Genomic DNA, 20596 nt, shown 5'->3' with positions numbered 1-20596 from the left:
CGTGATCCGTCGCTATTGAGCCCACCAACGCCGGGCCGTAATGCCCGGTGTTTGTTTTGACATGTCCCGTGGTTTCATCCGTACGCTTACGTGAGAAACCTGTCAGAACGTCCAAAATGGCGTTCAGAGGAGGGCGTGTTTCCTCGACCGGTTTGGCAACAAACCGGCCTAACTTATTGAGAAGGAAATGCGATGAGCAAGCGCGCTGCATCCAAGTACAAAATCGATCGCCGTATGGGCGAAAACATCTGGGGTCGTCCGAAGTCCCCGGTCAACCGCCGCGAATACGGCCCGGGCCAGCACGGCCAGCGCCGCAAGGGCAAGCTGTCCGACTTCGGTGTTCAGCTCCGCGCCAAGCAGAAGCTGAAGGGCTACTATGGCGACCTGCGCGAGAAGCAGTTCCGCGCCATCTACGACGAAGCCAACCGCCGCAAGGGCGACACCTCGGAGAACCTGATCGGTCTGCTCGAATCGCGCCTCGACGCGATCGTCTACCGCGCCAAGTTCGTTCCGACGGTTTTCGCTGCCCGTCAGTTCGTCAACCATGGCCACGTCACCGTCAACGGCGTTCGCGTCAACATCGGTTCCTACCGTTGCAAGGCCGGCGATGTCATCGAAGTTCGCCAGAAGTCCAAGCAGCTCGTTTCCGTTCTGGAATCGGTTTCTCTCGCCGAGCGTGACGTTCCGGATTACATCGAAGTCGACCACAACAAGATGGTTGCCACCTTCGCTCGCGTGCCGGGCCTTTCCGACGTACCTTATGCGGTCGTCATGGAGCCGCAGCTCGTCGTCGAATTCTATTCTCGCTGATTTCTGCGAGAGCCGATTGTGGAAAGCCGCCCTTCCGGGCGGCTTTTTCTATTTGCGCTGCAGCATTCCCGGTTGATTATGTCGGCCGCGCTTTGCATCGAGAGGAAGCCATGGACCTTCAGGCAGTCGTTGACGATATCGTGCGCGATCTTCAGCCCCGGCTCGGCGAGGGCAAGGTAGCCGACTACATACCGCAGCTCGCGCGCGTCGATCCGAACCAGTTCGGCATTGCGATCACGACCGTCGACGGCACCACCTATACCGCCGGCGATGCGGGGACGTCCTTCTCGATTCAGAGCATCTCCAAGGTCTTCATGTTGACGCTGGCGCTTGGCAAGGCGGGAGAGGCGATCTGGAAACGGGTCGGTCGCGAACCCTCGGGCTCCTCATTCAATTCCATCGTCCAGCTCGAACATGAGCACGGCATTCCCCGCAACCCCTTCATCAATGCGGGCGCCATCGTCATTACCGACATGGTTCTGGCCGGCCACGAGCCGCGCGAGGCGATCGGCGAGTTCCTGCGCTTCATGCGTTTCATCGCCGACGACGATGCCGTTACCATCGATGAGAAGGTGGCGCGCTCGGAGCAGGAGACGGGTTACCGCAACTTTGCGCTCGCCAATTTCATGCGCGGTTTCGGCAATCTCCAGCATCCGGTCGAGCATGTTCTCGGGGTCTATTTTCACCAGTGCGCGCTGGCCATGAGCTGCGTACAGCTTTCCCATGCCGGGCTCTATCTTGCCAATCGCGGCACCAATCCGCTCACCGGCTTCTCCGTGGTGTCGCCGAAGCGTGCGCGGCGCATCAACGCCTTGATGCTGACATGCGGCCATTACGACGGGTCGGGCGATTTCGCCTATCATGTCGGCCTGCCGGGCAAGAGCGGTGTCGGTGGCGGCATCCTGGCGATTGCGCCTGGCAAGGCGTCCATCGCGGTCTGGTCGCCGGGATTGAACAGGGTCGGCAACTCGGCGCTGGGTTCGGTTGCGCTGGAAATGCTCGCTACGCGGACCGGCTGGTCGGTGTTCGGCACTTGATCTTGACGGCCTAAACAGGCATTGGCTGTTTTCAAGCGCCGCATGCGCACCGGAGCCCGCCCATGAACGTCCTGCCATCGACCGACAGTTTCACAGCCGATGCCGCTGAGGACGAGGATCTTTCGAGCGGCGCCCATCCGGTCTTTGCCGCCGCACCGCGTTCCGTCGGCTTCAACAAGCTGCGCAAGCGGCTGATCCGGCAGGTACGGCAGGCGCTTTTGGATTTCGACATGCTGAAGGGCCAGAAGCGCTGGCTGGTCGGCCTTTCGGGCGGCAAGGATTCCTACGGGCTGCTCGCCATCCTGCTCGATCTCAAATGGCGCGGCCTGCTGCCGGTCGAACTGGTTGCCTGCAATCTCGATCAGGGCCAGCCGAATTTCCCGAAGCATATCCTGCCGGATTATCTTTCCTCGATCGGCGTGCCGCATCGCATCGAATATCGCGACACCTATTCCGTGGTGAAGGAGAAGGTTCCCCAGGGCGGAACCTATTGTTCGCTGTGTTCGCGCCTCCGGCGCGGCAATCTCTATCGTATCGCCCGTGAGGAGGGTTGCGACGCGCTGGTGCTCGGCCATCATCGCGAGGACATCCTCGAAACCTTCTTCATGAATTTTTTCCATGGCGGTCGTCTCTCGGCGATGCCGGCGAAGCTCCTCAACGACGAGGGGGATCTGATGGTGCTGAGGCCGCTCGCCTATGCGGCCGAAGACGATCTGTCGCGCTTTGCCGAGGCGATGGCGTTTCCGATCATCCCCTGCGATCTCTGCGGTTCCCAGGACGGACTGCAGCGCAATGCGATGAAGGAGATGCTGGCGGGGATCGAGGCGAAGATGCCGGGACGCAAGGACGCGATGCTGCGTGCGCTCGGCCATGTGGATGCCTCGCACCTTCTCGACCCGAAGCTTTTCGATTTCTCCGCCCTTCAGACGACAAAGGATTTCTGACCATGGCCGAACTTGATATCGCAGCGCTTGCCAACCTGCTTCAGGAGGCAGCGGAAGGCGAGATCCTGCCGCGTTTCAGGAATCTCGGCACGGATGACGTGCGGATGAAGTCGGAGGCGATAGATCTGGTCACGGAAGCCGACGAGGCGGCAGAGCGGGTTATCCGCGAACGCATCGCGACCATGATGCCGGAGGCCGTCTTTATTGGCGAGGAAGCGGTCGCCGCCGATCCGGCGCTGCTCGGCAAGATCGAGGATGCGGATCTGGCTGTCATCGTCGATCCCATCGACGGCACCTTCAACTATGCGGCCGGCCTGCCGCTGTTCGGCGTCATGCTGTCGGTGGTCCGCAAAGGCGAGACGGTCGCCGGGGTGATCTACGATCCGATGGGCAATGACTGGCTGATTGCGGAAAAGGGGTCCGGAGCATGGCTCTGCCGGCCGGACGGCCAGCAGGAACAGATGGCGGTCGCTCCGTCCGTGCCGCTTTCGCAGATGGTGGGCATCGCCGCAGTGACCTATATGGAGCGCGAGGCGAAGCGGCAGACGCTTGCCAATCTCGCCGATGTCAGGCTCTTCACCAGTTATCGCTGCTCGGCCCATGAATATCGCGCCTTTGCAGCCGGCCACCTGCATTTCCTGCAATATCGCAAGCTGATGCCGTGGGACCATCTGGCCGGCACGCTGATCTCGGCGGAAGCAGGCGCTCATGTGCGCAAGCTCGATGGTACGGCCTACAGGCCCTATGATTTCGAAGGCGGCATTCTCGTGGCCTCGGACGAGGCAAGCTGGAACGAGCTTCGTGAAAAGATCTTCAACGTCTGAGCGTCATTCGGCGCACCAATGAAAAGGCGCGCGAGCCGCTCGGTTCGCGCGCCTTTCCTTTTCAGGGCTGAAAACTCAGACCGGCTTGTTGTGCGGCCGGAAAAGCTGGCCGCGTTCGGCGATGAGCACGAAGACGAGGCCGATCAGCGAAACCGTGAAGAAACCCGCCACCAGCGGCAGGGCGGTACCGTCGAACGCCTGGCCGATGATCGCGCCGATCAGCGAGCCGCCAACCGTGCCCATGAAGCCGAGGACCGACGAGGCGGTACCTGCGACATGGCCCAACGGTTCCATGGCGAGCGAATTGAAATTCGAACCGATCCAGCCGAACTGGAACATCGCCAGAGCGAAGAACACGATGAAAAGCGGGAAAGGCATGGGCTGGGGACCCAGGATTTGTATCAGCAGCCATACGCTGTTGATGGCGATGAACCCCAGCAGAGAGGCATGCGACAGTCGCCGCATGCCGAAACGCCCGACGAGACGGGCATTGACGAAGGACGACAGCGCCATGAACAGCGCAACGGCTGCGAATGCCACCGGAAACAGCGCGCCCAATCCGTAGATGCCGAGATAGATCTGCGGCGCGGAGTTGATGAACCCGAACAGGGCGCCGAAGATGAAGGTACTTGCGATCGTGTAGCAAAGCGCTACCCGCTCGGTGAGCACGATGCGGAAGCCCTGAACGATGGACTTCGCGGTAAAGGAGCGAACGTCCTCGGGGTGCAGCGTTTCCGGCAGCCGCAGATACATCCAAAGGCCGACGGCTAGAGCGGCAGCGGCCATGAAGACGAAGATCCAGTGCCAGTGGCCGAACATCATGATGACCTGCCCGGTGCCGGGGGCGACAACCGGAATGACCATGAATACCATCATGATGAGGGACATGACTTCCGCCATCTGGCGGCCGCCATAGACGTCACGCACGATGGAGACGGTGATGACGCGGGTGGCGGCCGAACCGATGCCCTGGATGAAACGCAGCGCGAGCAGCGTGCCGAAGGACGGCACGAGAACGACCACAAGCGACGACAGCACATAGATGCCGAGGCCGAACAGCATCGGCCTGCGGCGGCCGAAGCGGTCGGCAATCGGTCCGTAAAATAGCTGGGCGATACCGAAGCCGATCAGATAGGCGGAAACCACGTATTGATGGTGGTTTTCGTTCTGGACGTCGAGCGAGGCGCCGATCTGCGGCAGGCCCGGCAGCATGATGTCGATGGCGAGCGCATTGAGCGCCATCAGGAAGGCCATCATCGCGATGAATTCCACCCGTCCCATGCCTTTGAGGCTGGCCGGAGCGGGCTGTAACGTTTTAGTCATAATGCGTGCCTTGAAAACAAGGAGAAGGCGCTGCTGATGGCAACGCCTTTTCAAATCGAAACGAAAATGAACTCCCGCGGATCAGCCGCGGGCCGATGGTCAGGCGGCGCCGCGGACGGCGATGCCCTGGTCTTCGAAGTGCTTCTGGAGTTCGCCGGCCTGGAACATCTCCCGGACGATATCGCAACCGCCGAGGAATTCGCCCTTGACGTAAAGCTGCGGGATCGTCGGCCAGTTGGAATAATCCTTGATGCCCTGGCGGATCTCGCTGTCGGCCAGAACGTTCACGCCCTTGTAGGCGACGCCGAGATAATCGAGAATCTGGACGACCTGGCCGGAGAAGCCGCACTGCGGGAACTGCGGGGTGCCCTTCATGAAAAGAACGACGTCGTTGGTCTTCACTTCATTGTCGATGAAATCGTGAACGCTCATGGGATTTCCTTTCACATGCGGCTTCAAGGACCGCTGTTTAAACGTCTCTTCTAGATAGCAAGCATGAGGCGCTTTTGCCAGAGCAATCCGCGGACCGGAGGGGTGCGATCAGCTCTTGCGCTGGCGGCTGCGGCTTGCTGCGGTCCGGCGGCGGCTGACCTGCTTCTTCGCGGGCTTGCGCGTCGTCTTCCTGGTAAAGCGTCCGGTGGAGGAAGACCGCGTCTGGCGCTTGCGGCGGCGCGTGGCGCTGCGTCCGCCGGTCTTCTTCAGGATTTCCTTCAGAACGCCTTCAACGACGTTCTCGACCACTTCCTTGATGAGGTCGGCCATATCGGTCCCCGGTGCCTGCTCAATCCGGAACGGAGGTCTGCAGCGCAAGCGCATGCAGGACACCGCCCATATTGCCCTTCAGCGCGTCATAGACCATCTGGTGCTGCTGCACGCGGGACTTGCCGCGAAAGGCTTCCGCCACGACTTCGGCTGCGTAGTGATCGCCATCGCCCGCGAGATCGCGGATCACGACCTTGGCTCCCGGAATGCCCGCCCTGATCAGGTCTTCGATTTCTCCCGGTTTCATTGCCATGGTCGTTCTCCCTGCTTCCTGGAAGCGGCCGGTCAGGCCACTTCGCCATTCATGAAATCAGGGAACCACGATTCATGGGCGGAACGCAATTCCTCAATTGCCACCGCGCGGGCATTGCCCAGCACGACGTTGCTGCCGCCGGTGCGACCGATCCACGGGCAGAAGACGCCGGCGGCTTTCGCACGGACCATTGCCGCATCGACGTTCTTTTCTTCGACGGTGACGACATAGCGCCCCTGGTCCTCACCGTAGAAGACCGGGATCGGATCGGCGCCGTCGAGCGCGTTGATCGTCGCGCCGATGCCGGATGCAATCGCCATTTCCGCAATCGCAAGCGCCAGACCGCCGGACGAGCAGTCGTGCACGGCGGTCGCGAGACCATCCTGGATCAGGCCGCGGACGAAGTCGCCAACCTTCTTTTCATGGGCGAGGTCGACATACGGGGCCGGGCCGTCGGTGCGGCCGTGGATATCGCGCAGATAGACCGATTGTCCCAGGTGGGTGCCCCAGCCCGAGGGCGCGCCGGCGAGCAGGATTGCCTGACCCTGCGCCGCGAAGCGGATACGGGCCATCTTCGACCAGTCCTTCATCAGGCCGACGCCTGCAATCGTCGGGGTCGGCAGGATCGCCTGACCGTTGGTCTCGTTGTAGAGCGAGACGTTGCCGGAGACGATCGGGAAGTCGAGGGCCTTGCAGGCCTCGCCGATGCCCTTGATGGCGAAGACCAGCTGGCCCATGATTTCAGGGCGCTCCGGATTGCCGAAGTTCAGGTTGTCGGTGGCAGCAAGCGGCAGCGCGCCCGTCGCGGTAATGTTGCGCCAGCATTCGGCGACGGCCTGCTTGCCGCCTTCGAACGGATCGGCCTCGACGTAACGCGGCGTGACGTCGGAAGAGAAGGCGAGCGCCTTGGTCGGGTGGGTGTCGACGCGGATCACGCCGGCGTCGCCGCCCGGAAGCTGTAGGGAATTGCCCTGGATCAGCGTGTCGTATTGTTCATAGACCCATCGACGCGAGGAGTTGTTGGCGGAGCCGACCAGTTTGACCAGCGCGTCGGCGACATCGGCCTGCGGCACATCGTTTTCTGCGAGCGGGGCCGGCGCCTTCGGCTCGATCCACGGACGGTCGTATTCCGGTGCCTGGTCGCCCAGTTCCTTGATCGGCAGGTTCGCGACTTCCTCGCCCTGGTGGATGACGCGGAAGCGAAGGTCGTCGGTCGTGTGGCCGACGATAGCGAAGTCGAGACCCCACTTGACGAAGATCGCCTTGGCGACGTCTTCCTTCGACGGTTCAAGAACCATGAGCATGCGCTCCTGGCTTTCCGACAGCATCATTTCGTAGGCCGTCATGCGCTCCTCGCGCACCGGCACCTTGTCGAGTTCGAGCTCGATGCCGAGGTCGCCCTTGGCGCCCATTTCAACGGCCGAACACGTCAGGCCGGCTGCGCCCATGTCCTGGATGGCGATGACGGCGCCTGTTGCCATCAGCTCGAGGCAGGCTTCCAGAAGGCACTTTTCGGTGAAGGGGTCGCCAACCTGCACGGTCGGGCGCTTTTCCTCGATCGACTCGTCGAATTCCGCCGATGCCATGGTCGCGCCGCCAACGCCGTCGCGGCCCGTCTTGGCGCCGAGATAGACCACAGGCAGGCCGACGCCCTTGGCTTCGGAAAGGAAGATGCCATCGGACTTGGCAAGGCCGGCGGCGAAGGCGTTGACGAGGATGTTGCCGTTGTAGCGGGCGTCGAATTCGACTTCGCCGCCGACGGTCGGCACGCCGAAGGAATTGCCGTAACCGCCGACGCCGGCAACGACGCCGGCGACGAGATGACGGGTCTTCGGGTGGTCGGGCGCGCCGAAGCGAAGCGCGTTCATCGCGGCAACGGGGCGAGCGCCCATGGTGAAGACGTCGCGGAGAATGCCGCCGACGCCGGTCGCCGCACCCTGATACGGCTCGATATAGGACGGGTGGTTGTGGCTCTCCATCTTGAAGACCACGACGTCGCCATCATCGATATCGACGACACCGGCGTTTTCGCCGGGGCCCTGAATGACGCGCTCGCCCTTGGTGGGCAGCGTGCGGAGCCATTTCTTCGAGGACTTGTAGGAGCAGTGCTCGTTCCACATCGCCGAGAAGATGCCGAGTTCGGTGAAGGTCGGCTCGCGGCCGATGAGCTGCAGGATACGGTCGTACTCGTCCGGCTTGAGGCCATGGGCGGCTACGAGTTCGGGAGTGATTGCAATCGTGTTGGAGATCGTCATCGCTTGTCCTGAGGCTTGTCCTGGGGCTCGTCCTGCGCCGGCCGGCTGCGGGAAATCGGCGTTTCGGCGCCTCTTTAGCGCATGTAGGCCGACAGTGCGACAGGAAAATGCGCCTGACAACAGCCGGTTATGCCGCTTCCGGCGGGTGGCCGCTCAGGCCACGCTGTCGTAGCCTGCTCCGCCATTTTCAAGCAGCCTTCGCAGGACGGCAAAACCGCTTTGAACCTCGTCGCGGTCCTTCGGCGAGGAGAAGCCGATGCGGGCCTTGTGCAGGACCTTCTCCGAGCGGCCGGCCTTGAATTCATCCTCGTCGTCTATCAGCACGCCCTCTGCAAGTGCGGCATTCTTGAAGGTAACCGAGAGCCAGGGGTCGGGAAGCGACAGCCAGAGAAAGGGAACAGCTGGGTTCGAGCGGAAATCGAAGCCGTGAAGAGCCCGGCGGGCGAGGGCTTCCCTTGCGGCAATCTCCTCGGCGCAGAGCGTTCGGATCGCTCTTGCGTCGCCGGACATCACCAGCCGGGCGCAAAGCTCCGCCAGCAGGAAGGGAATGCCGCCGGTCATCATCTTGTGGGCGATACGCACCCGCTGGGCGAAATGGGGAGGGCAGGCGACCCAGCCGCCGCGCACGCCGGCGGCCACGGATTTCGACAGACCGCCGACCATGAACGTCCGGTCGGGCGCCAGCGCAGCAAGAGGGGGCAACTGCTGCTGCGACATCGAGCCGTAGAGGTCGTCCTCAATCAGCCAGACATTATGCCGGCGCGCAATGTCGACCAGCGCCTTCCGCCGTTCGACCGGCATGGCGGCAAGGGTCGGATTCTGCGCAGACGACATCATGAAGGCGATCTTCGGATGCTGCTGGGCACAGACCCGTTCGAAATCGTCGGGCAACACGCCGTCCTCGTCGCTTTCCACCAGCGTCGTGCGGCGACCGGCCAGTCCGGCGCTGCGGCTGACCTGGGAATAGGTGAGATGCTCGAAGACCACGCGCTCGCCGGGGGCCGTTACGGCGGTGATGACTGCCATGATGCCGGCATGGGCGCCAAGGGTCGGAACGATGTTCTGCGGGTCCGGAGACCAGTCGCCCTTGCCGAGCCATCGGGCGCCCGCGGCAAACCAGTGTTCCGGAAAGCTTCGGGTGTAGCTGGCGATGTCGACCGGATGGTCGCGCAGGATCCCCTCGATGTGACTGCGCAGATATTCGCCCTGGCCGACATCCGGGGCCGCAGTGCTGTCGAAACGAATCTTGCCGGGTGGCGGTGCAATCGGACGCGTCCCGACCAGAGCTGCCGCGACGGGGTCGAGGTCTCCGTTCGGTGACGTGTCGCGCATGTCGCGCACGAAGGTGCCGCGGCCGACCTCGCCCGTCACCAGCCCGCGTTCATGGACAAGCGCATAAGCGCGGCTGACGGTGCCGATGGTGATGCCGAGATCGAAGGCGAGGTTCCGCTGGGGCGGAAGCTTGGCGCCGGGGGGCAGCGCGCCGCCGGCAATCGAGGCCTCGATCTGGTCGGCGAGGCGGACATAGATCGGGCCTTTGCCCTGGGAAAGGTCGGGAAGCCAATTTGTCATCATGACAATTCAATATATTGTCCTCATTTTCGAGTCAATGATATCCATATTGCATCAATAAATAGAGACAATTTGGTGAGGAAATGACTGAGACGGCGCGATATATTGAGTCAATCGATACGATATGGCCGGATGGCTATGCCCGCGAGACCCTGTTCCGCTCCAGCGGTGACATGCTTTCGCCTGCGCGGCCGGAGGAAGGGTTCTGGTTGAGGCTGTTCCGAGCCGCATCCCACTGGCGCATGAGGCGCAGCGGCCGCCTTGCGCTTCTGGAGCTGACCGACGACCAGTTGCTCGATATCGGCATAACGCGGATCGATGCCAAGCGCGAGGCGCGCAAGTCATGGCTGCTCATGCTGCCATGATGTCAATCGTCGCAACGGCCATTCCTGCGCGCAGGACCGGCGTCGCTGAAGAGATGGAAAACCTCAGAACCTGTAGGCGAGCATCAATCCGGCGTGGCTGATGCCGTCATTGACGTCGCAGAGGTCCGCATTCGACGAATGGTCGATGGTGGCGAGCACGTCGACCTTGTCGGTCACACGAAAGCCCGCGGCGGCGTATTCGTGAAACAGCACGCTGCAACCCAGTTTGGGGCCATCGGTGCCGTCATCGTCCAGGTCGCCATTGTGTACCGTGCCGCCGAAGCCAACATCGAGAAACAGGCGATCCGTCAGATCGACCTTCCAGTTAAACCCCGCAAAGGCCTGGCTGGCATTGCCGGCGCTGCTCACGGAAAGCCCCGCGTGGATCTGCGGCCGAAGCAGTTTTTCGCCCCAGGTTGCCGCATTGGCCGAATCCAGCGGATCGAAGTAGAGAATCACCGTCGGGAAGAAACCTGATTCGAAGGTGCTTTTCGCCTGGATCGAGGCCGTGGCGCCTGCCCGGACTTCTTTCAGCGACCAGTCGGCGGCAAAAGAGCTTTGGGAAAACAGCAGCATGCATGTCGCTGCGAGCAGCGGAACACGGAGACATTCGGAAAGTCTGCAGTCGGTCATGACAGGTATCCGTGTCGTTCGCAGGGATTGCGGGACGCTAGCATAAGCCGCGGCGCGCTGCGAAGCGGATTTCCTCACTCTGCGTTGAAATGTCCCCAGGCGTTGCTGAAAAGTCAGCAGTCCTTGCCGCCGCGGGCCCAGCGGTTGACGTCTGCGGTGATGCGGGCGCTGACCGGTTCGCCCATCATCGGGCCGAAGGCGTCGAGGCGGGCCGGACGGCCTTCCGCCTGCACGACGAGCAGCGGGCGAATATCCCCGGAACCCTTGCGGACGAGAAGAATGCGTGGCTTGCCGGAGAAGGAATTGAGTTCCGGCGCCATGGCATAGGCCCTGAAGGCAGGATCGCCCGACTTGATCCAGCAGCGATTGGCGCCGACCGCGACCTTCTCCATGATATCGAGCGCAGACGGCCCATGGAACGCTGCCGGTTGCGGCTTCGACTGGCAGGAGGCAAGTGCGATAAGGGGAAGGGCGGCAAGAAGGAGGGCAGGGCGCATGCTGAATCGCTTTTCGTTCATCGGGCGCCCGCTCTCTATCACCCGACTGGTTAAGCAGCGATTACGTCGAGGGCGGAAGCGAAGATGCCGCGTCCGTCATTGCCGCCATGCGCCGCTTCGATCAGGTTTTCCGGATGCGGCATCATGCCGAGAACATTGCCCTTCTCGTTCATCACGCCGGCGATGTCGTTGATCGAGCCGTTCGGGTTGGTGTCTTCCGCATAGCGGAAGACGACCTGTCCGTTGCCTTCGATGGCCTTCAGGGTTTCAGCGTCCGCGAAGTAGTTGCCGTCGTGATGGGCAACGGGGCTGCGGATGATCTGGCCCTTTGCATAGGCGCGGGTGAAGTCGGTGTCGGCGTTTACGACCTCGAGCTTGATTTCCCGGCACACGAATTTCAGCGAGGCGTTGCGCATCAGCGCACCCGGCAGCAGGCCCGCTTCCAGCAGGATCTGGAAGCCGTTGCAGACGCCGAGAACCTTGACACCCCGTTCTGCTGCAGCCTTCACCGCCTGCATGACCGGCATGCGGGCTGCGATCGCGCCGCAGCGCAGGTAATCGCCGTAGGAGAAGCCGCCGGGGATGACGATGAGATCGACATCCGGAAGCTCGGTTTCGGTCTGCCAGACGGTCACCGGCGCGTTGCCCGAAATCTTGGTGAGCGCCGCGATCATATCGCGGTCGCGATTGAGGCCCGGAAGTTGCAGAACAGCAGATTTCATGGGTGTGGCTCAAACCTTGCCTGTGCTTCCTGAAGCCCCCGCAGCTCCAGGCAGTTTTCGATACGGTCGAGGCGGTTCCCGTTGCGGGCGAGAACGCTACAGATATTGCGAATGTCCCGATGCATCGGGATCATTGTCCCGCGCACTGCATTCAATTCGGCCTTGATCTCGGCCATCCCGTTGCCTTCGACCCTTAGGCGATGGCGATAGTGTAGTTCTCGATGACCGTATTTGCGAGGAGTTTCTCGCACATCGCCTTGAGATCGGCTTCGGCCTTTGTCTTATCGGTGCCTTCAAGCTCGAGGTCGAAGACCTTGCCCTGGCGGACATGGCCGACGCCGTCGAAACCGAGCGCGCCGAGCGCGCCTTCGATCGCCTTGCCCTGCGGGTCGAGGACGCCGTTCTTAAGGGTTACGGTCACGCGTGCCTTGATCACTCTCAATCTCCGTAGATTACTTCTTTGGCAGCTTACTTCACCAGCACCGGACCGGTGCCGCGCAGCGGCTCGTTTTCGTTGATGATGCCGAGGCGCTTGGCCACTTCCTGATAGGCTTCGAGCAGGCCGCCGAGATCCTGGCGGAACCGGTCCTTGTCGAGCTTTTCATGGGTCTCGATGTCCCACAGACGGCAGCTGTCCGGTGAGATTTCGTCGGCCAGAATGATGCGCATCATGTCGCCCTCGTAAAGGCGTCCGCACTCGATCTTGAAGTCGACGAGCTGGATGCCGATGCCGAGGAAGAGGCCGGACAGGAAGTCGTTGACACGGATGGCGAGCGCCATGATGTCATCGAGTTCGGCGGGATTGGCCCAGCCGAAGGCGGTGATGTGCTCTTCCGAGACCATCGGGTCGGCGAGCGCGTCGGACTTGTAGTAGAACTCGATGATCGAGCGCGGCAGGACAATGCCTTCCTCGATGCCGAGGCGCTTGGCGAGCGAGCCGGCGGCGACGTTGCGCACGACGATCTCGAGCGGGATCATCTCCACTTCCTTAATCAGCTGCTCGCGCATGTTGATGCGGCGGATAAAATGGGTGGGGATGCCGATCTTGTTCAGGTGGCTGAAGAGATATTCGGAAATGCGGTTGTTGAGGACGCCTTTTCCGTCGATGACTTCATGCTTCTTCTTGTTGAACGCCGTGGCGTCGTCCTTGAAGAACTGGATCAGCGTGCCGGGCTCCGGACCCTCGTAAAGGATCTTGGCCTTGCCTTCGTAAACACGGCGGCGACGGTTCATGGCTGGTTTTCTCTGCTGTTGGCGTCACACTGGGGACGCTGTGGAACGATTATTGAAGCGGTCCCATAAAGGAAAACCACGCTTTTCACAATGCGGCTGTTGTTACCTCCCCGGATTTCGTCCAAACCAAGGCAAGGCTCGGAGAATCAGCATTCGCTCCAAGTTTGCATTGCACTTTCTACAGCCTTTTGATTAATGGGGGAAACGAAGCCCCCGCATGGTGACGGCATACTCTTTGGGAGACACAGATGAGCGGTATGAGTGATCGCGAAAAGGCCTTTGAAAACAAGTTCGCACATGACCAGGAACTTCGTTTCAAGGCTGAGGCACGGCGCAACAAGCTGATCGGGCTCTGGGCTGCCGGCCTGCTCGGCAAGGCGGATGCCGACGCCTATGCCAAGGAAGTCGTTGCCGCTGACTTTGAAGAGGCTGGCGATGCGGACGTCATTCGCAAGCTGAAGGCCGATCTCACGGCAGGCGGCGTTTCGGTCACCGACGAGGAACTGCGCTCCAAGATGCTTGAATTCCTGGCCGAAGCCGTCGCTCAGGTCCAGGGCGAGTAAGGCTTGTCCGGGCGCGGTCCTCGGGTCGCTTTATCATATGCCGTCCGTTCACCGGAACGGGCGGCGCCAGGATTCACCGGCGATGAAATCGGCGGTCAATTCGAATGGCAGGGGGCGCGCCAGCCCGAAACCCTGTAGCACGTCGCAGCCGAGAGCGGCCAGTATCCGGACATGGTCCGGCGTCTCGACACCTTCCGCAGTTACTCCGATGTTCAGAGAACGGCCGATATCGATGATCGAGCCGACGAGCTTGCGCTGTTCGGTCGATTCCGGCACGTCGCGTACCAGTTCCCTGTCGATCTTCAGCGACTTGGGATTGAGCCTCAGCAGGCTGACGATGGAAGCGTGACCCGTGCCGAAATCGTCGATCTCAATGTCGACGCCGAGTTTGCGGAGATGGTTCAGATTCTCCATGGCCTGGTCGTCATATTCGTCGAGGAAGATCGATTCCAGCAGTTCGAAGGAAACGGTACCGGGTTCGAGGGTAAATGCGCTGAGCTTTTTCCTCAGAAGCGGGTCGTGCAGGCGGCGGGTTGAGACATTGACCGATATCTTGGGCACGGTCAGGCCGAGTGCGCGCCACCGCTCGAAGTCGGCGAGCGCTTTCTCCAGAATAAGGGCGTCGATATGGGGTACGGCGCCCAGTTCCTCAGCCACGGAGAGGAAGCGGCCGGGCGTCAAAATGCCGTGTTTCGGATGGTCCCAGCGCGCCAGAGCTTCTGCGCCGGCGATCGCAAGCGTCCGCGCGTCGAACTGGAACTGGTAGTGGGGAACGAACTCGTCGTTTTCCAATGCCCGGAGAATGTCGTCCGACAGCCTGCGGGTATTGACCATGTGCCGATGGCTGTCGCGGGAGAAGAATTCATGGCGGTTGCGGCCGCGATTCTTGGCATGGTAAAGCGCGATATCGGCATTCAGCAGCAACTGGCGGGCATTGATCTCCGGTCCGAGCGCGCAGGCGATCCCGATGCTGGCGCCGAAGCGGCATTCGTGACCTTCATACGAGACAGGCTTCCTGAGTTCCCCGATGATGCGGTCGGCGAGTTGGGCGAGCTTGCGCTGGGAACCTTCGAAACGCGCGAGAAAGACAAACTCGTCGCCGCCGATGCGGGCGACGAAATCTCCGACGCGCGTGTTGGCCTTCAGTACCTTCGCCGCATGTTTCAGCATCATGTCGCCGGCACTGTGGCCGAGGGTGTCGTTGATCTGCTTGAACCGGTCGAGATCGATATGCAGCACGGCAAGGCCGCTGCTGCGAGCGCCGGCGCTTTCGCCATAACGATCCAGCGTCTCGTCCAGATAACGCCGGTTCGGCAGATCGGTCAGGTAGTCGTGCAGCGCGATATGTTCGATGCGCGCTTTGGCCGCCTCAAGCTCCGCATTGCGGGCTTCCGCGAGGATCTTTGCCCGTTCCAGTTCGCGGTGGAGCGCGAGATCGGTGGTGACGTCCCAATTGGCGCCGATCATCTTGCGGTGTCCGTCGGCATCGATGAAGGGCAGGGTGCGCGAGCGAATATAGCGCGTTGAACCGTCCTTGAGGATTACACGGTATTCGTCGGAGAAAGGCAGGAGTTTTTCCACATGGTGTTCCACCTTGCTGAAAACGCGGGGAGCGTCTTCCGGGTGCAGCATGTTCTCCCAGATTCCGCCTATCTGCACATCCTGGTGACCCTCTATGCCGAAAAGGGTTCTCATGCCCTCGTCCCAATCGGCCGTCCCCTTGTCGAAGTCCGCCTCGAACACGCCAATGCGGGACACTTCCAGCGCAAGCTTGAGCCGGCGCGACATATGGGCGATCTTCTCCTCGGCCAGCTTGCGGCTGGTAATATCCACGTCGGTGCCGATAATGCGCAGCGGCTTGCCGTTCTCGTCCCTGCTTACGCAGGCACCCCGGCATTCGATCCACACCCAGTGACCGTCCTTGTGGCGCTCCCGATACTCGAAGGTCATGTAGTCGGCGTCGCCGGCATTCTGACGCTCGATACAGCGCATGGTCCGCTCGCGGTCGTCCGGATGCACGAGTTGCAGCCAATCCTTGGTGGTGGGCGGCAGAGGATCGTCTGGCCGCAGGCCGCGAATGGCGCGCCACTCCTCCGAATAATACCAGATGCCGAGATCGAGCCTGTGGTCCCACACGCCGGTCGATGAACTGACGAGCGCGTTGTTCCAGCGGCTTTCCCGGTCTGCAAGGTCCAGTTCCCGAACCTTCAGTTGGGTGATGTCGGCAAGCTGTACCAGCAGTCTCGGTGCCGCCAGTTGTCCATCCGCCGGTATTGTCGAGACATGGGGCGACATCCACAGCGGAAAGCCGTCATGGGTGATGAAGCGGACCTCGACGGGATCGGAACCTACTTTGCCGGAAAGGGCGGCAAGCTGCTGGACGGCGAGGATATTCCGATCCTCCTCCTGCAGATAATCGATCAGAAGAGCGCCGGATGGTTCCCCAGGTGGCAGCGGCAATGCGTCGAAACGATCGTTGGTCGCCAGAATGCGGCCGACCGGGTCGAGAACGACGCTTGGCATGGGCAGAATCGAAATAAGTTGGCGAAGGCCGCTGGCTTCGCTGGCGTCGGGATGACTGGCTTTGGTCGGGCTGGGATGCAAAGGCTATCCATCGACAACGTTCGGTGGTGCCGACGATAGCCGTCTTCGATTAAGATCCGCTTAAACCCGAAACGCCTCATTTATCATGGATGAGAGCATAATCTGCCGGGATATTACCGGGCTGGCGCGCTACGCGGTCCTGCCGACATCGGCCCGGAGCCGGCTCAGGAATTGCGCGAAGACCATGGTGCCCTCCGGCCAGGGGCCGTGGCCGGAATCGGAGTTGATATGCCCGGACTCCCCGGCATCGATCAGCAGCGATCCCCAGGCGCCGGCTATATCGTCGGCATGCTCGAACGCACCGAAGGGATCGTTACGACTGGCGACGGTGATCGACGGAAAGGGCAACGGATCGCGCGGGTAGGGGCCGAAGGTCATCAGGTGCTTGGGACGGATGGCCGGATTGGCCACGTCCGGCGGCGCCACGAAGAAGGCGCCGGCCACCTTGTTGCCGATACGGGGAACGGCATGGACCGCCGTCGGCACGCCGAGCGAATGGGCGACAAGCACCACCGGCCGCGTGGACTTCTCGACTTCCTCAACGACGCGGGCGACCCAGTCTTCCCGCACGGGCTTCGACCACTCCGCCTGCTCGACACGCCTCGCTGTCGAGAGCTTCGCCTGCCAGCGGCTCTGCCAGTGGTCGGGACCGGAATTGGTGTAACCGGGAATAATGAGGATGTCTGCGTCGGAAGCTTTCATGGGCCTTATCTGCTTATTGGGCAGGCTTTCGTCAAGGATATCTGCGCGGGGCACCCGACAAAACCAGTCAACGCGCATCTCTGAAAACAGACAATCCGGCCCGCGTCGTCACGGACCGGATCGTTCTTCGATGGCGATGATATCAGCCGAAGACGCGCTTGAAGATCGTGTCGACGTGCTTGGTGTGGTAGCCGAGGTCGAACTTCTCGCGAATATCTTCTTCGGACAGGGCCGCGCGAACTTCCTGGTCAGCGAGCAATTCCTCGAGGAAATCCTTGCCCTGTTCCCAGACCTTCATGGCGTTTCTCTGGACGAGGCGATAGGCGTCCTCGCGGCTGACGCCGGCCTGGGTGAGGGCGAGAAGAACGCGCTGGCTCATCACGAGGCCACGGAACTTGTTCATGTTCTTCAGCATGTTCTCGGGATAGATCACCAGTTTCTCGATGACGCCGGCGAGACGGTTCAGCGCGAAGTCGAGGGTGATCGTGGTATCCGGGCCGATGGCGCGCTCGACGCTCGAATGGCTGATGTCACGCTCGTGCCAGAGAGCCACGTTTTCCATGGCCGGGACGACGGACATGCGCACCAGACGGGCGAGGCCGGTCAGGTTTTCGGTCAGCACGGGGTTGCGCTTGTGCGGCATGGCGGACGAACCCTTCTGGCCCGGCGAGAAGAATTCTTCCGCCTCCAGAACCTCGGTGCGCTGCATGTGGCGGATTTCGATCGCGACGTTCTCGATCGAGGACGCGATCACGCCGAGGGTGGCGAAGAACATGGCGTGACGGTCACGCGGGATGACCTGCGTCGAGACCGGTTCGGGAACGAGACCGAGCTTTTCGCAGACATGCTCCTCGACGCGCGGGTCGATATTGGCAAAGGTACCGACAGCGCCGGAGATGGCGCCGGTTGCCACTTCCGCCCGCGCGGCGACGAGACGGGCGCGGTTGCGGGTCATTTCGGCGTAGAAGCGGGCGAAGGTGAGGCCCATGGTCGTCGGTTCGGCGTGGATGCCGTGGCTGCGACCGATGCGCACCGTGTCCTTGTGCTCGAAGGCGCGGGCCTTGAGGGCTGCGAGCACGCGGTCCATGTCGGCGAGCAGGATGTCGGCGGCGCGGACGAGCTGGATGTTCAGCGTGGTGTCGAGCACGTCGGAAGAGGTCATGCCCTGATGCACGAAACGGCTGTCGGGGCCGATGAATTCGGCAAGGTGGGTGAGGAAGGCGATGACGTCATGCTTCGTGACGGCCTCGATCTCATCGATGCGGGCGACGTTGAATTCGGCGGCTCCGCCTTTTTCCCAGATGATCCGCGCGGCTTCCTTCGGGATCACGCCCAGATCGGCCAGCGCATCGCAGGCATGGGCCTCGATCTCGAACCAGATACGGAACTTGGTTTCGGGAGACCAGATGGCGACCATTTCGGGCCGGGAATAACGCGGGATCATGGGCTTTTCTTTCCTTGGACTGGCGATGGCGCGGATTGGAGCGCCTGGTCAAACACCGGAAGGGCGGGCTGGCCGGGGCTTTGTCAGGCGCTCTTAGCAAAGAAGCCCGGCAAGCTCAACGGTTGCGGCGCGCAAGCCAGAGGCTTGCCGCAACGAGCAGTGCGACGCCCAAGGGAAGGTAATGGCGGCTGCCGAGGGCCGTGAACTGATAGACGGCGGAAGCCGACGTGAAGACGAACTGGAACGCCCATATGACCGTGCCGAAAGGGGCGTGCCACTGGGCGTAGAACATCCGGTATTGCAGCGCAAAGAGGAGGGCGGTCGCGCCCATCGTCCCGCAGGAAAGGAAGAGGAAGGCCGCCGCGAAACGCGTTTCGGGGCGCCGGCGGAAGCTGAAGAAGCGAATGAGGGGCAAGGCGAGAAGCCAGCCGAGAGCGCCTCCTGCAAAGTAGATGCCGAAGAGCGCCGGCGCGTGCCCGCTTGCCGGTCGTCCGATACCGTAGAGCGAGACCGCTAACGTCGCCGCCATGAGCGCGCCCCAGACCAGCGCCCCGGCAAACCAGAACGAGGCCGGGGGACGGGCCGCGGCAAGGCGCGCGCGTATTGGCATCTGGGGCTTGGTGAGGCCGGTTTCCATCATCAGGGGCGGGCAGGGACGGCGATCCAGCGCCCGTTATTGCCCTCGTAGCCGAGGCTGAGGACATTGATAAGCGCCACGTGGACGGGAGCGCCCGCCGGCGGCGCATAGGTGACGACGCCGCCCAGGCGGTAGTCGACGGTGCATTGGCGGCTTTCGGGAATATCGGTGCTGTCCTCGTGCACAATCTCGTCGACCGGTTCGCCGTTCTTCTCGCTGAACTTCAGCCGGAAGGCCTTGAGCGCATCGACGAGATCCACGCAGTAGCGGGTCGGTGTCGCGAAGAACTCTTCGATCTTCAGGGTATATGGCTTGCCGAAGGCGGGGTCGGCGGGATGCTGGAAATAGCGAAGTTCGTCCTTCGCGGCATCGACCTCGCTGATCGGGTTGAAGGCTGCGAGTTCGCCGGGCCGGTCGAGAAGTCCATGCTCGGACAGCAGCGGTGCGGCCTTTTCCATCGCCTCGCGACGGACAGTTGCGATGCTTGCCTTGTCGCGTTTCACGCCTATGCGGATCGGCGTGCCCGGCAGGAACGCGTCTTTCACGGTATCGATGAAGAAAATGGACGAGTAGGCCAGGCCCGAACTGTCGCTGATACCGTATTCCTCGAAGGCATAGACGCCTCCGTCTTCGGAAAAGCCGAGCGACTGGAACGTGGAGAACTCGGCAGCCACGGCCGGCAGTGCGACGAATGCCGCCGCGAGACCCGCCAGCCATGTCCTGCAATCTATCAACGGCGTCCCTCTTCCGCAGCCTTGCGCAGAGTGTCGACTGTCTTGCGATAGTCGTCAACGCCCTGGCCCTTGTAGATGGCGGAACCGGCGACGAGGACATTGGCGCCCGCCGACGTTACGAGCGCTGCGTTTTCCGCGGTCACGCCGCCATCGACCTCGAGATCGATCTGGCGGTTACCGATCATCAGGTTGGCCTTGGCGAGCTTCTCGGTCATGGCGGGAATGAACTTCTGGCCGCCAAAGCCGGGGTTGACGCTCATGATGAGCAGGAGGTCGAGGTCGTCGAGAACATGTTCGATCGCGGAGAGCGGCGTTGCGGGGTTCAGCGAGACGCCCGCCTTCTTGCCGAGCGAGCGGATCTTCTGCAGCGAACGATGCAGGTGCGGGCCGGCCTCGGCGTGGACGGTGATGACGTCGCAGCCGGCATCGGCAAAGGCGTCGAGATAGGGATCGGCGGGCGATATCATCAGATGGCAGTCGAACACCGCCTTGGTGAAGGGGCGCAGTGCCTTGATGACGGCGGGGCCGTAGGAAATGTTGGGCACGAAATGGCCGTCCATGACGTCGAGATGGATCCAGTCTGCGCCGGCTTCGACCACGTCGGCCACTTCATCGCCGAGCCGGGCGAAATTGGCGGCGAGGATCGAAGGGGCGATCTTGAGGGGGCGTGTCATGGCGGATG

General features: G+C 62.0%; 24 protein-coding genes. 6 read left to right on the top strand and 18 right to left on the bottom strand.

All coding sequences use genetic code 11. The features are described 5' to 3' along the window. Positions 1-192: 192 nt before the first annotated feature. The 4 genes from rpsD (at position 193) to ACLBKR_RS09465 (ending at position 3615) form a co-directional block, all read left to right on the top strand. Entirely contained in the window at positions 193-810 is a 618-nt protein-coding gene (gene rpsD, locus ACLBKR_RS09480) for a 30S ribosomal protein S4 (RefSeq protein ID WP_113424882.1), read from the top strand. A gap of 110 nt (positions 811-920) precedes the next feature. Beyond that, positions 921-1847: a glutaminase gene (locus tag ACLBKR_RS09475; protein WP_112828187.1), complete on the top strand. Its 927-nt coding sequence runs from the start codon at positions 921-923 to the stop codon at positions 1845-1847. 62 nt (positions 1848-1909) lie between these two features. Further along, complete coding sequence (ttcA, locus tag ACLBKR_RS09470) at positions 1910-2791, top strand: tRNA 2-thiocytidine(32) synthetase TtcA (RefSeq protein WP_113448486.1); 882 nt, start codon at positions 1910-1912, stop codon at positions 2789-2791. A 2-nt stretch (positions 2792-2793) separates the two neighbouring features. Then, positions 2794-3615, top strand: coding sequence for an inositol monophosphatase family protein (locus ACLBKR_RS09465; protein ID WP_112828189.1), 822 nt, complete (start codon positions 2794-2796; stop codon positions 3613-3615). Positions 3616-3690: 75 nt separating this feature from the next. Here ACLBKR_RS09465 and ACLBKR_RS09460 read toward each other — a convergent pair whose 3' ends face one another. The 6 genes from ACLBKR_RS09460 to ACLBKR_RS09435 form a co-directional block, all read right to left on the bottom strand. Continuing rightward, positions 3691-4896 (bottom strand): multidrug effflux MFS transporter, encoded by a 1206-nt coding sequence (locus tag ACLBKR_RS09460; protein ID WP_113424879.1) that lies wholly within the window; start codon positions 4894-4896, stop codon positions 3691-3693. A gap of 141 nt (positions 4897-5037) precedes the next feature. Then, positions 5038-5370, bottom strand: coding sequence for a Grx4 family monothiol glutaredoxin (gene grxD / locus ACLBKR_RS09455; RefSeq protein ID WP_112828191.1), 333 nt, complete (start codon positions 5368-5370; stop codon positions 5038-5040). Between the two features lie 108 nt (positions 5371-5478). After that, the gene (locus ACLBKR_RS09450) at positions 5479-5700 is read right to left on the bottom strand and encodes a hypothetical protein (RefSeq protein WP_112828192.1); all 222 of its coding nucleotides are present in this window, start codon (positions 5698-5700) and stop codon (positions 5479-5481) included. Between the two features lie 19 nt (positions 5701-5719). After that, positions 5720-5953 carry a BolA/IbaG family iron-sulfur metabolism protein gene (locus ACLBKR_RS09445; protein WP_112828193.1) on the bottom strand — a complete coding sequence of 78 codons (234 nt, stop codon included), beginning with the start codon at positions 5951-5953 and terminating at the stop codon, positions 5720-5722. 32 nt (positions 5954-5985) lie between these two features. Further along, entirely contained in the window at positions 5986-8208 is a 2223-nt protein-coding gene (gene purL / locus ACLBKR_RS09440) for a phosphoribosylformylglycinamidine synthase subunit PurL (RefSeq protein WP_113448487.1), read from the bottom strand. A 153-nt stretch (positions 8209-8361) separates the two neighbouring features. Then, positions 8362-9780 carry a PLP-dependent aminotransferase family protein gene (locus tag ACLBKR_RS09435; protein ID WP_112828274.1) on the bottom strand — a complete coding sequence of 473 codons (1419 nt, stop codon included), beginning with the start codon at positions 9778-9780 and terminating at the stop codon, positions 8362-8364. Positions 9781-9863: 83 nt separating this feature from the next. Here ACLBKR_RS09435 and ACLBKR_RS09430 point away from each other — a divergent pair, with 83 nt between their 5' ends. Next, positions 9864-10145 carry a DUF1127 domain-containing protein gene (locus tag ACLBKR_RS09430; protein ID WP_113437612.1) on the top strand — a complete coding sequence of 94 codons (282 nt, stop codon included), beginning with the start codon at positions 9864-9866 and terminating at the stop codon, positions 10143-10145. A gap of 63 nt (positions 10146-10208) precedes the next feature. Here the strand turns inward: ACLBKR_RS09430 and ACLBKR_RS09425 are convergent, their stop codons facing one another. The 6 genes from ACLBKR_RS09425 to purC all read right to left on the bottom strand — a co-directional run bounded on the left by ACLBKR_RS09425 (position 10209) and on the right by purC (position 13230). Next, on the bottom strand, positions 10209-10778 hold the full coding sequence (locus ACLBKR_RS09425; RefSeq protein ID WP_244709128.1) for an acyloxyacyl hydrolase: 570 nt from the start codon (positions 10776-10778) through the stop codon (positions 10209-10211). A 113-nt stretch (positions 10779-10891) separates the two neighbouring features. Then, positions 10892-11275, bottom strand: a complete 384-nt coding sequence (locus tag ACLBKR_RS09420) for a hypothetical protein (RefSeq protein WP_113448488.1) — start codon at positions 11273-11275, stop codon at positions 10892-10894. A gap of 50 nt (positions 11276-11325) precedes the next feature. Next, positions 11326-11997, bottom strand: coding sequence for a phosphoribosylformylglycinamidine synthase subunit PurQ (purQ, locus tag ACLBKR_RS09415; RefSeq protein WP_113467499.1), 672 nt, complete (start codon positions 11995-11997; stop codon positions 11326-11328). Beyond that, positions 11994-12173: a hypothetical protein gene (locus tag ACLBKR_RS09410; RefSeq protein ID WP_414901543.1), complete on the bottom strand. Its 180-nt coding sequence runs from the start codon at positions 12171-12173 to the stop codon at positions 11994-11996. The genes purQ and ACLBKR_RS09410 overlap by 4 nt, the downstream gene beginning before the upstream one ends. Before the next feature lie 17 nt (positions 12174-12190). Beyond that, positions 12191-12433, bottom strand: a complete 243-nt coding sequence (purS, locus tag ACLBKR_RS09405; RefSeq protein WP_112828197.1) for a phosphoribosylformylglycinamidine synthase subunit PurS — start codon at positions 12431-12433, stop codon at positions 12191-12193. A 32-nt stretch (positions 12434-12465) separates the two neighbouring features. Beyond that, entirely contained in the window at positions 12466-13230 is a 765-nt protein-coding gene (purC, locus tag ACLBKR_RS09400) for a phosphoribosylaminoimidazolesuccinocarboxamide synthase (RefSeq protein WP_112828198.1), read from the bottom strand. 248 nt (positions 13231-13478) lie between these two features. Here purC and ACLBKR_RS09395 point away from each other — a divergent pair, with 248 nt between their 5' ends. Beyond that, complete coding sequence (locus tag ACLBKR_RS09395) at positions 13479-13793, top strand: DUF1476 domain-containing protein (RefSeq protein ID WP_113340209.1); 315 nt, start codon at positions 13479-13481, stop codon at positions 13791-13793. Between the two features lie 48 nt (positions 13794-13841). Here ACLBKR_RS09395 and ACLBKR_RS09390 read toward each other — a convergent pair whose 3' ends face one another. From ACLBKR_RS09390 to rpe, 6 genes are all read right to left on the bottom strand, one after another. Next, positions 13842-16316, bottom strand: a complete 2475-nt coding sequence (locus ACLBKR_RS09390; RefSeq protein ID WP_113448541.1) for a bifunctional diguanylate cyclase/phosphodiesterase — start codon at positions 16314-16316, stop codon at positions 13842-13844. Positions 16317-16526: 210 nt separating this feature from the next. After that, positions 16527-17099: an RBBP9/YdeN family alpha/beta hydrolase gene (locus tag ACLBKR_RS09385; RefSeq protein WP_112828200.1), complete on the bottom strand. Its 573-nt coding sequence runs from the start codon at positions 17097-17099 to the stop codon at positions 16527-16529. Between the two features lie 142 nt (positions 17100-17241). Then, positions 17242-18543 carry an adenylosuccinate lyase gene (purB, locus tag ACLBKR_RS09380; RefSeq protein WP_414901539.1) on the bottom strand — a complete coding sequence of 434 codons (1302 nt, stop codon included), beginning with the start codon at positions 18541-18543 and terminating at the stop codon, positions 17242-17244. A gap of 115 nt (positions 18544-18658) precedes the next feature. After that, positions 18659-19183 (bottom strand): hypothetical protein, encoded by a 525-nt coding sequence (locus tag ACLBKR_RS09375; protein WP_414901537.1) that lies wholly within the window; start codon positions 19181-19183, stop codon positions 18659-18661. Then, positions 19183-19914, bottom strand: a complete 732-nt coding sequence (locus ACLBKR_RS09370) for a DUF2259 domain-containing protein (protein ID WP_414901535.1) — start codon at positions 19912-19914, stop codon at positions 19183-19185. Before ACLBKR_RS09370 ends, ACLBKR_RS09375 begins: the two co-directional genes overlap by 1 nt. Continuing rightward, positions 19911-20588, bottom strand: coding sequence for a ribulose-phosphate 3-epimerase (gene rpe, locus ACLBKR_RS09365; RefSeq protein ID WP_414901534.1), 678 nt, complete (start codon positions 20586-20588; stop codon positions 19911-19913). Before rpe ends, ACLBKR_RS09370 begins: the two co-directional genes overlap by 4 nt. Positions 20589-20596 lie beyond the last annotated feature (8 nt).

Origin of the sequence: Paenirhizobium cremeum (genome assembly GCF_047553425.1) — a bacterium.
Classification (GTDB): domain Bacteria; phylum Pseudomonadota; class Alphaproteobacteria; order Rhizobiales; family Rhizobiaceae; genus Allorhizobium; species Allorhizobium cremeum.
Note: the sequence above shows the minus strand (reverse complement) of the source record. Positions and strands in the feature narration are given on the sequence as shown.

Coding starts and splice junctions, on each gene's coding strand:
- purB (WP_414901539.1), bottom strand. CDS start 18,543: ATGATCCCGCGTTATTCCCGGCCCGAAATGGTCGCCATCTGGTCTCCC.
- ACLBKR_RS09420 (WP_113448488.1), bottom strand. CDS start 11,275: ATGCGCCCTGCCCTCCTTCTTGCCGCCCTTCCCCTTATCGCACTTGCC.
- ttcA (WP_113448486.1), top strand. CDS start 1,910: ATGAACGTCCTGCCATCGACCGACAGTTTCACAGCCGATGCCGCTGAG.
- ACLBKR_RS09395 (WP_113340209.1), top strand. CDS start 13,479: ATGAGCGGTATGAGTGATCGCGAAAAGGCCTTTGAAAACAAGTTCGCA.
- rpe (WP_414901534.1), bottom strand. CDS start 20,588: ATGACACGCCCCCTCAAGATCGCCCCTTCGATCCTCGCCGCCAATTTC.
- ACLBKR_RS09445 (WP_112828193.1), bottom strand. CDS start 5,953: ATGGCAATGAAACCGGGAGAAATCGAAGACCTGATCAGGGCGGGCATT.
- purL (WP_113448487.1), bottom strand. CDS start 8,208: ATGACGATCTCCAACACGATTGCAATCACTCCCGAACTCGTAGCCGCC.
- ACLBKR_RS09385 (WP_112828200.1), bottom strand. CDS start 17,099: ATGAAAGCTTCCGACGCAGACATCCTCATTATTCCCGGTTACACCAAT.
- ACLBKR_RS09430 (WP_113437612.1), top strand. CDS start 9,864: ATGACTGAGACGGCGCGATATATTGAGTCAATCGATACGATATGGCCG.
- ACLBKR_RS09390 (WP_113448541.1), bottom strand. CDS start 16,316: ATGCCAAGCGTCGTTCTCGACCCGGTCGGCCGCATTCTGGCGACCAAC.
- purC (WP_112828198.1), bottom strand. CDS start 13,230: ATGAACCGTCGCCGCCGTGTTTACGAAGGCAAGGCCAAGATCCTTTAC.
- grxD (WP_112828191.1), bottom strand. CDS start 5,370: ATGAGCGTTCACGATTTCATCGACAATGAAGTGAAGACCAACGACGTC.
- ACLBKR_RS09475 (WP_112828187.1), top strand. CDS start 921: ATGGACCTTCAGGCAGTCGTTGACGATATCGTGCGCGATCTTCAGCCC.
- ACLBKR_RS09425 (WP_244709128.1), bottom strand. CDS start 10,778: ATGACCGACTGCAGACTTTCCGAATGTCTCCGTGTTCCGCTGCTCGCA.
- ACLBKR_RS09375 (WP_414901537.1), bottom strand. CDS start 19,183: ATGATGGAAACCGGCCTCACCAAGCCCCAGATGCCAATACGCGCGCGC.
- ACLBKR_RS09465 (WP_112828189.1), top strand. CDS start 2,794: ATGGCCGAACTTGATATCGCAGCGCTTGCCAACCTGCTTCAGGAGGCA.
- ACLBKR_RS09450 (WP_112828192.1), bottom strand. CDS start 5,700: ATGGCCGACCTCATCAAGGAAGTGGTCGAGAACGTCGTTGAAGGCGTT.
- ACLBKR_RS09435 (WP_112828274.1), bottom strand. CDS start 9,780: ATGACAAATTGGCTTCCCGACCTTTCCCAGGGCAAAGGCCCGATCTAT.
- purQ (WP_113467499.1), bottom strand. CDS start 11,997: ATGAAATCTGCTGTTCTGCAACTTCCGGGCCTCAATCGCGACCGCGAT.
- rpsD (WP_113424882.1), top strand. CDS start 193: ATGAGCAAGCGCGCTGCATCCAAGTACAAAATCGATCGCCGTATGGGC.
- ACLBKR_RS09410 (WP_414901543.1), bottom strand. CDS start 12,173: ATGGCCGAGATCAAGGCCGAATTGAATGCAGTGCGCGGGACAATGATC.
- ACLBKR_RS09460 (WP_113424879.1), bottom strand. CDS start 4,896: ATGGGACGGGTGGAATTCATCGCGATGATGGCCTTCCTGATGGCGCTC.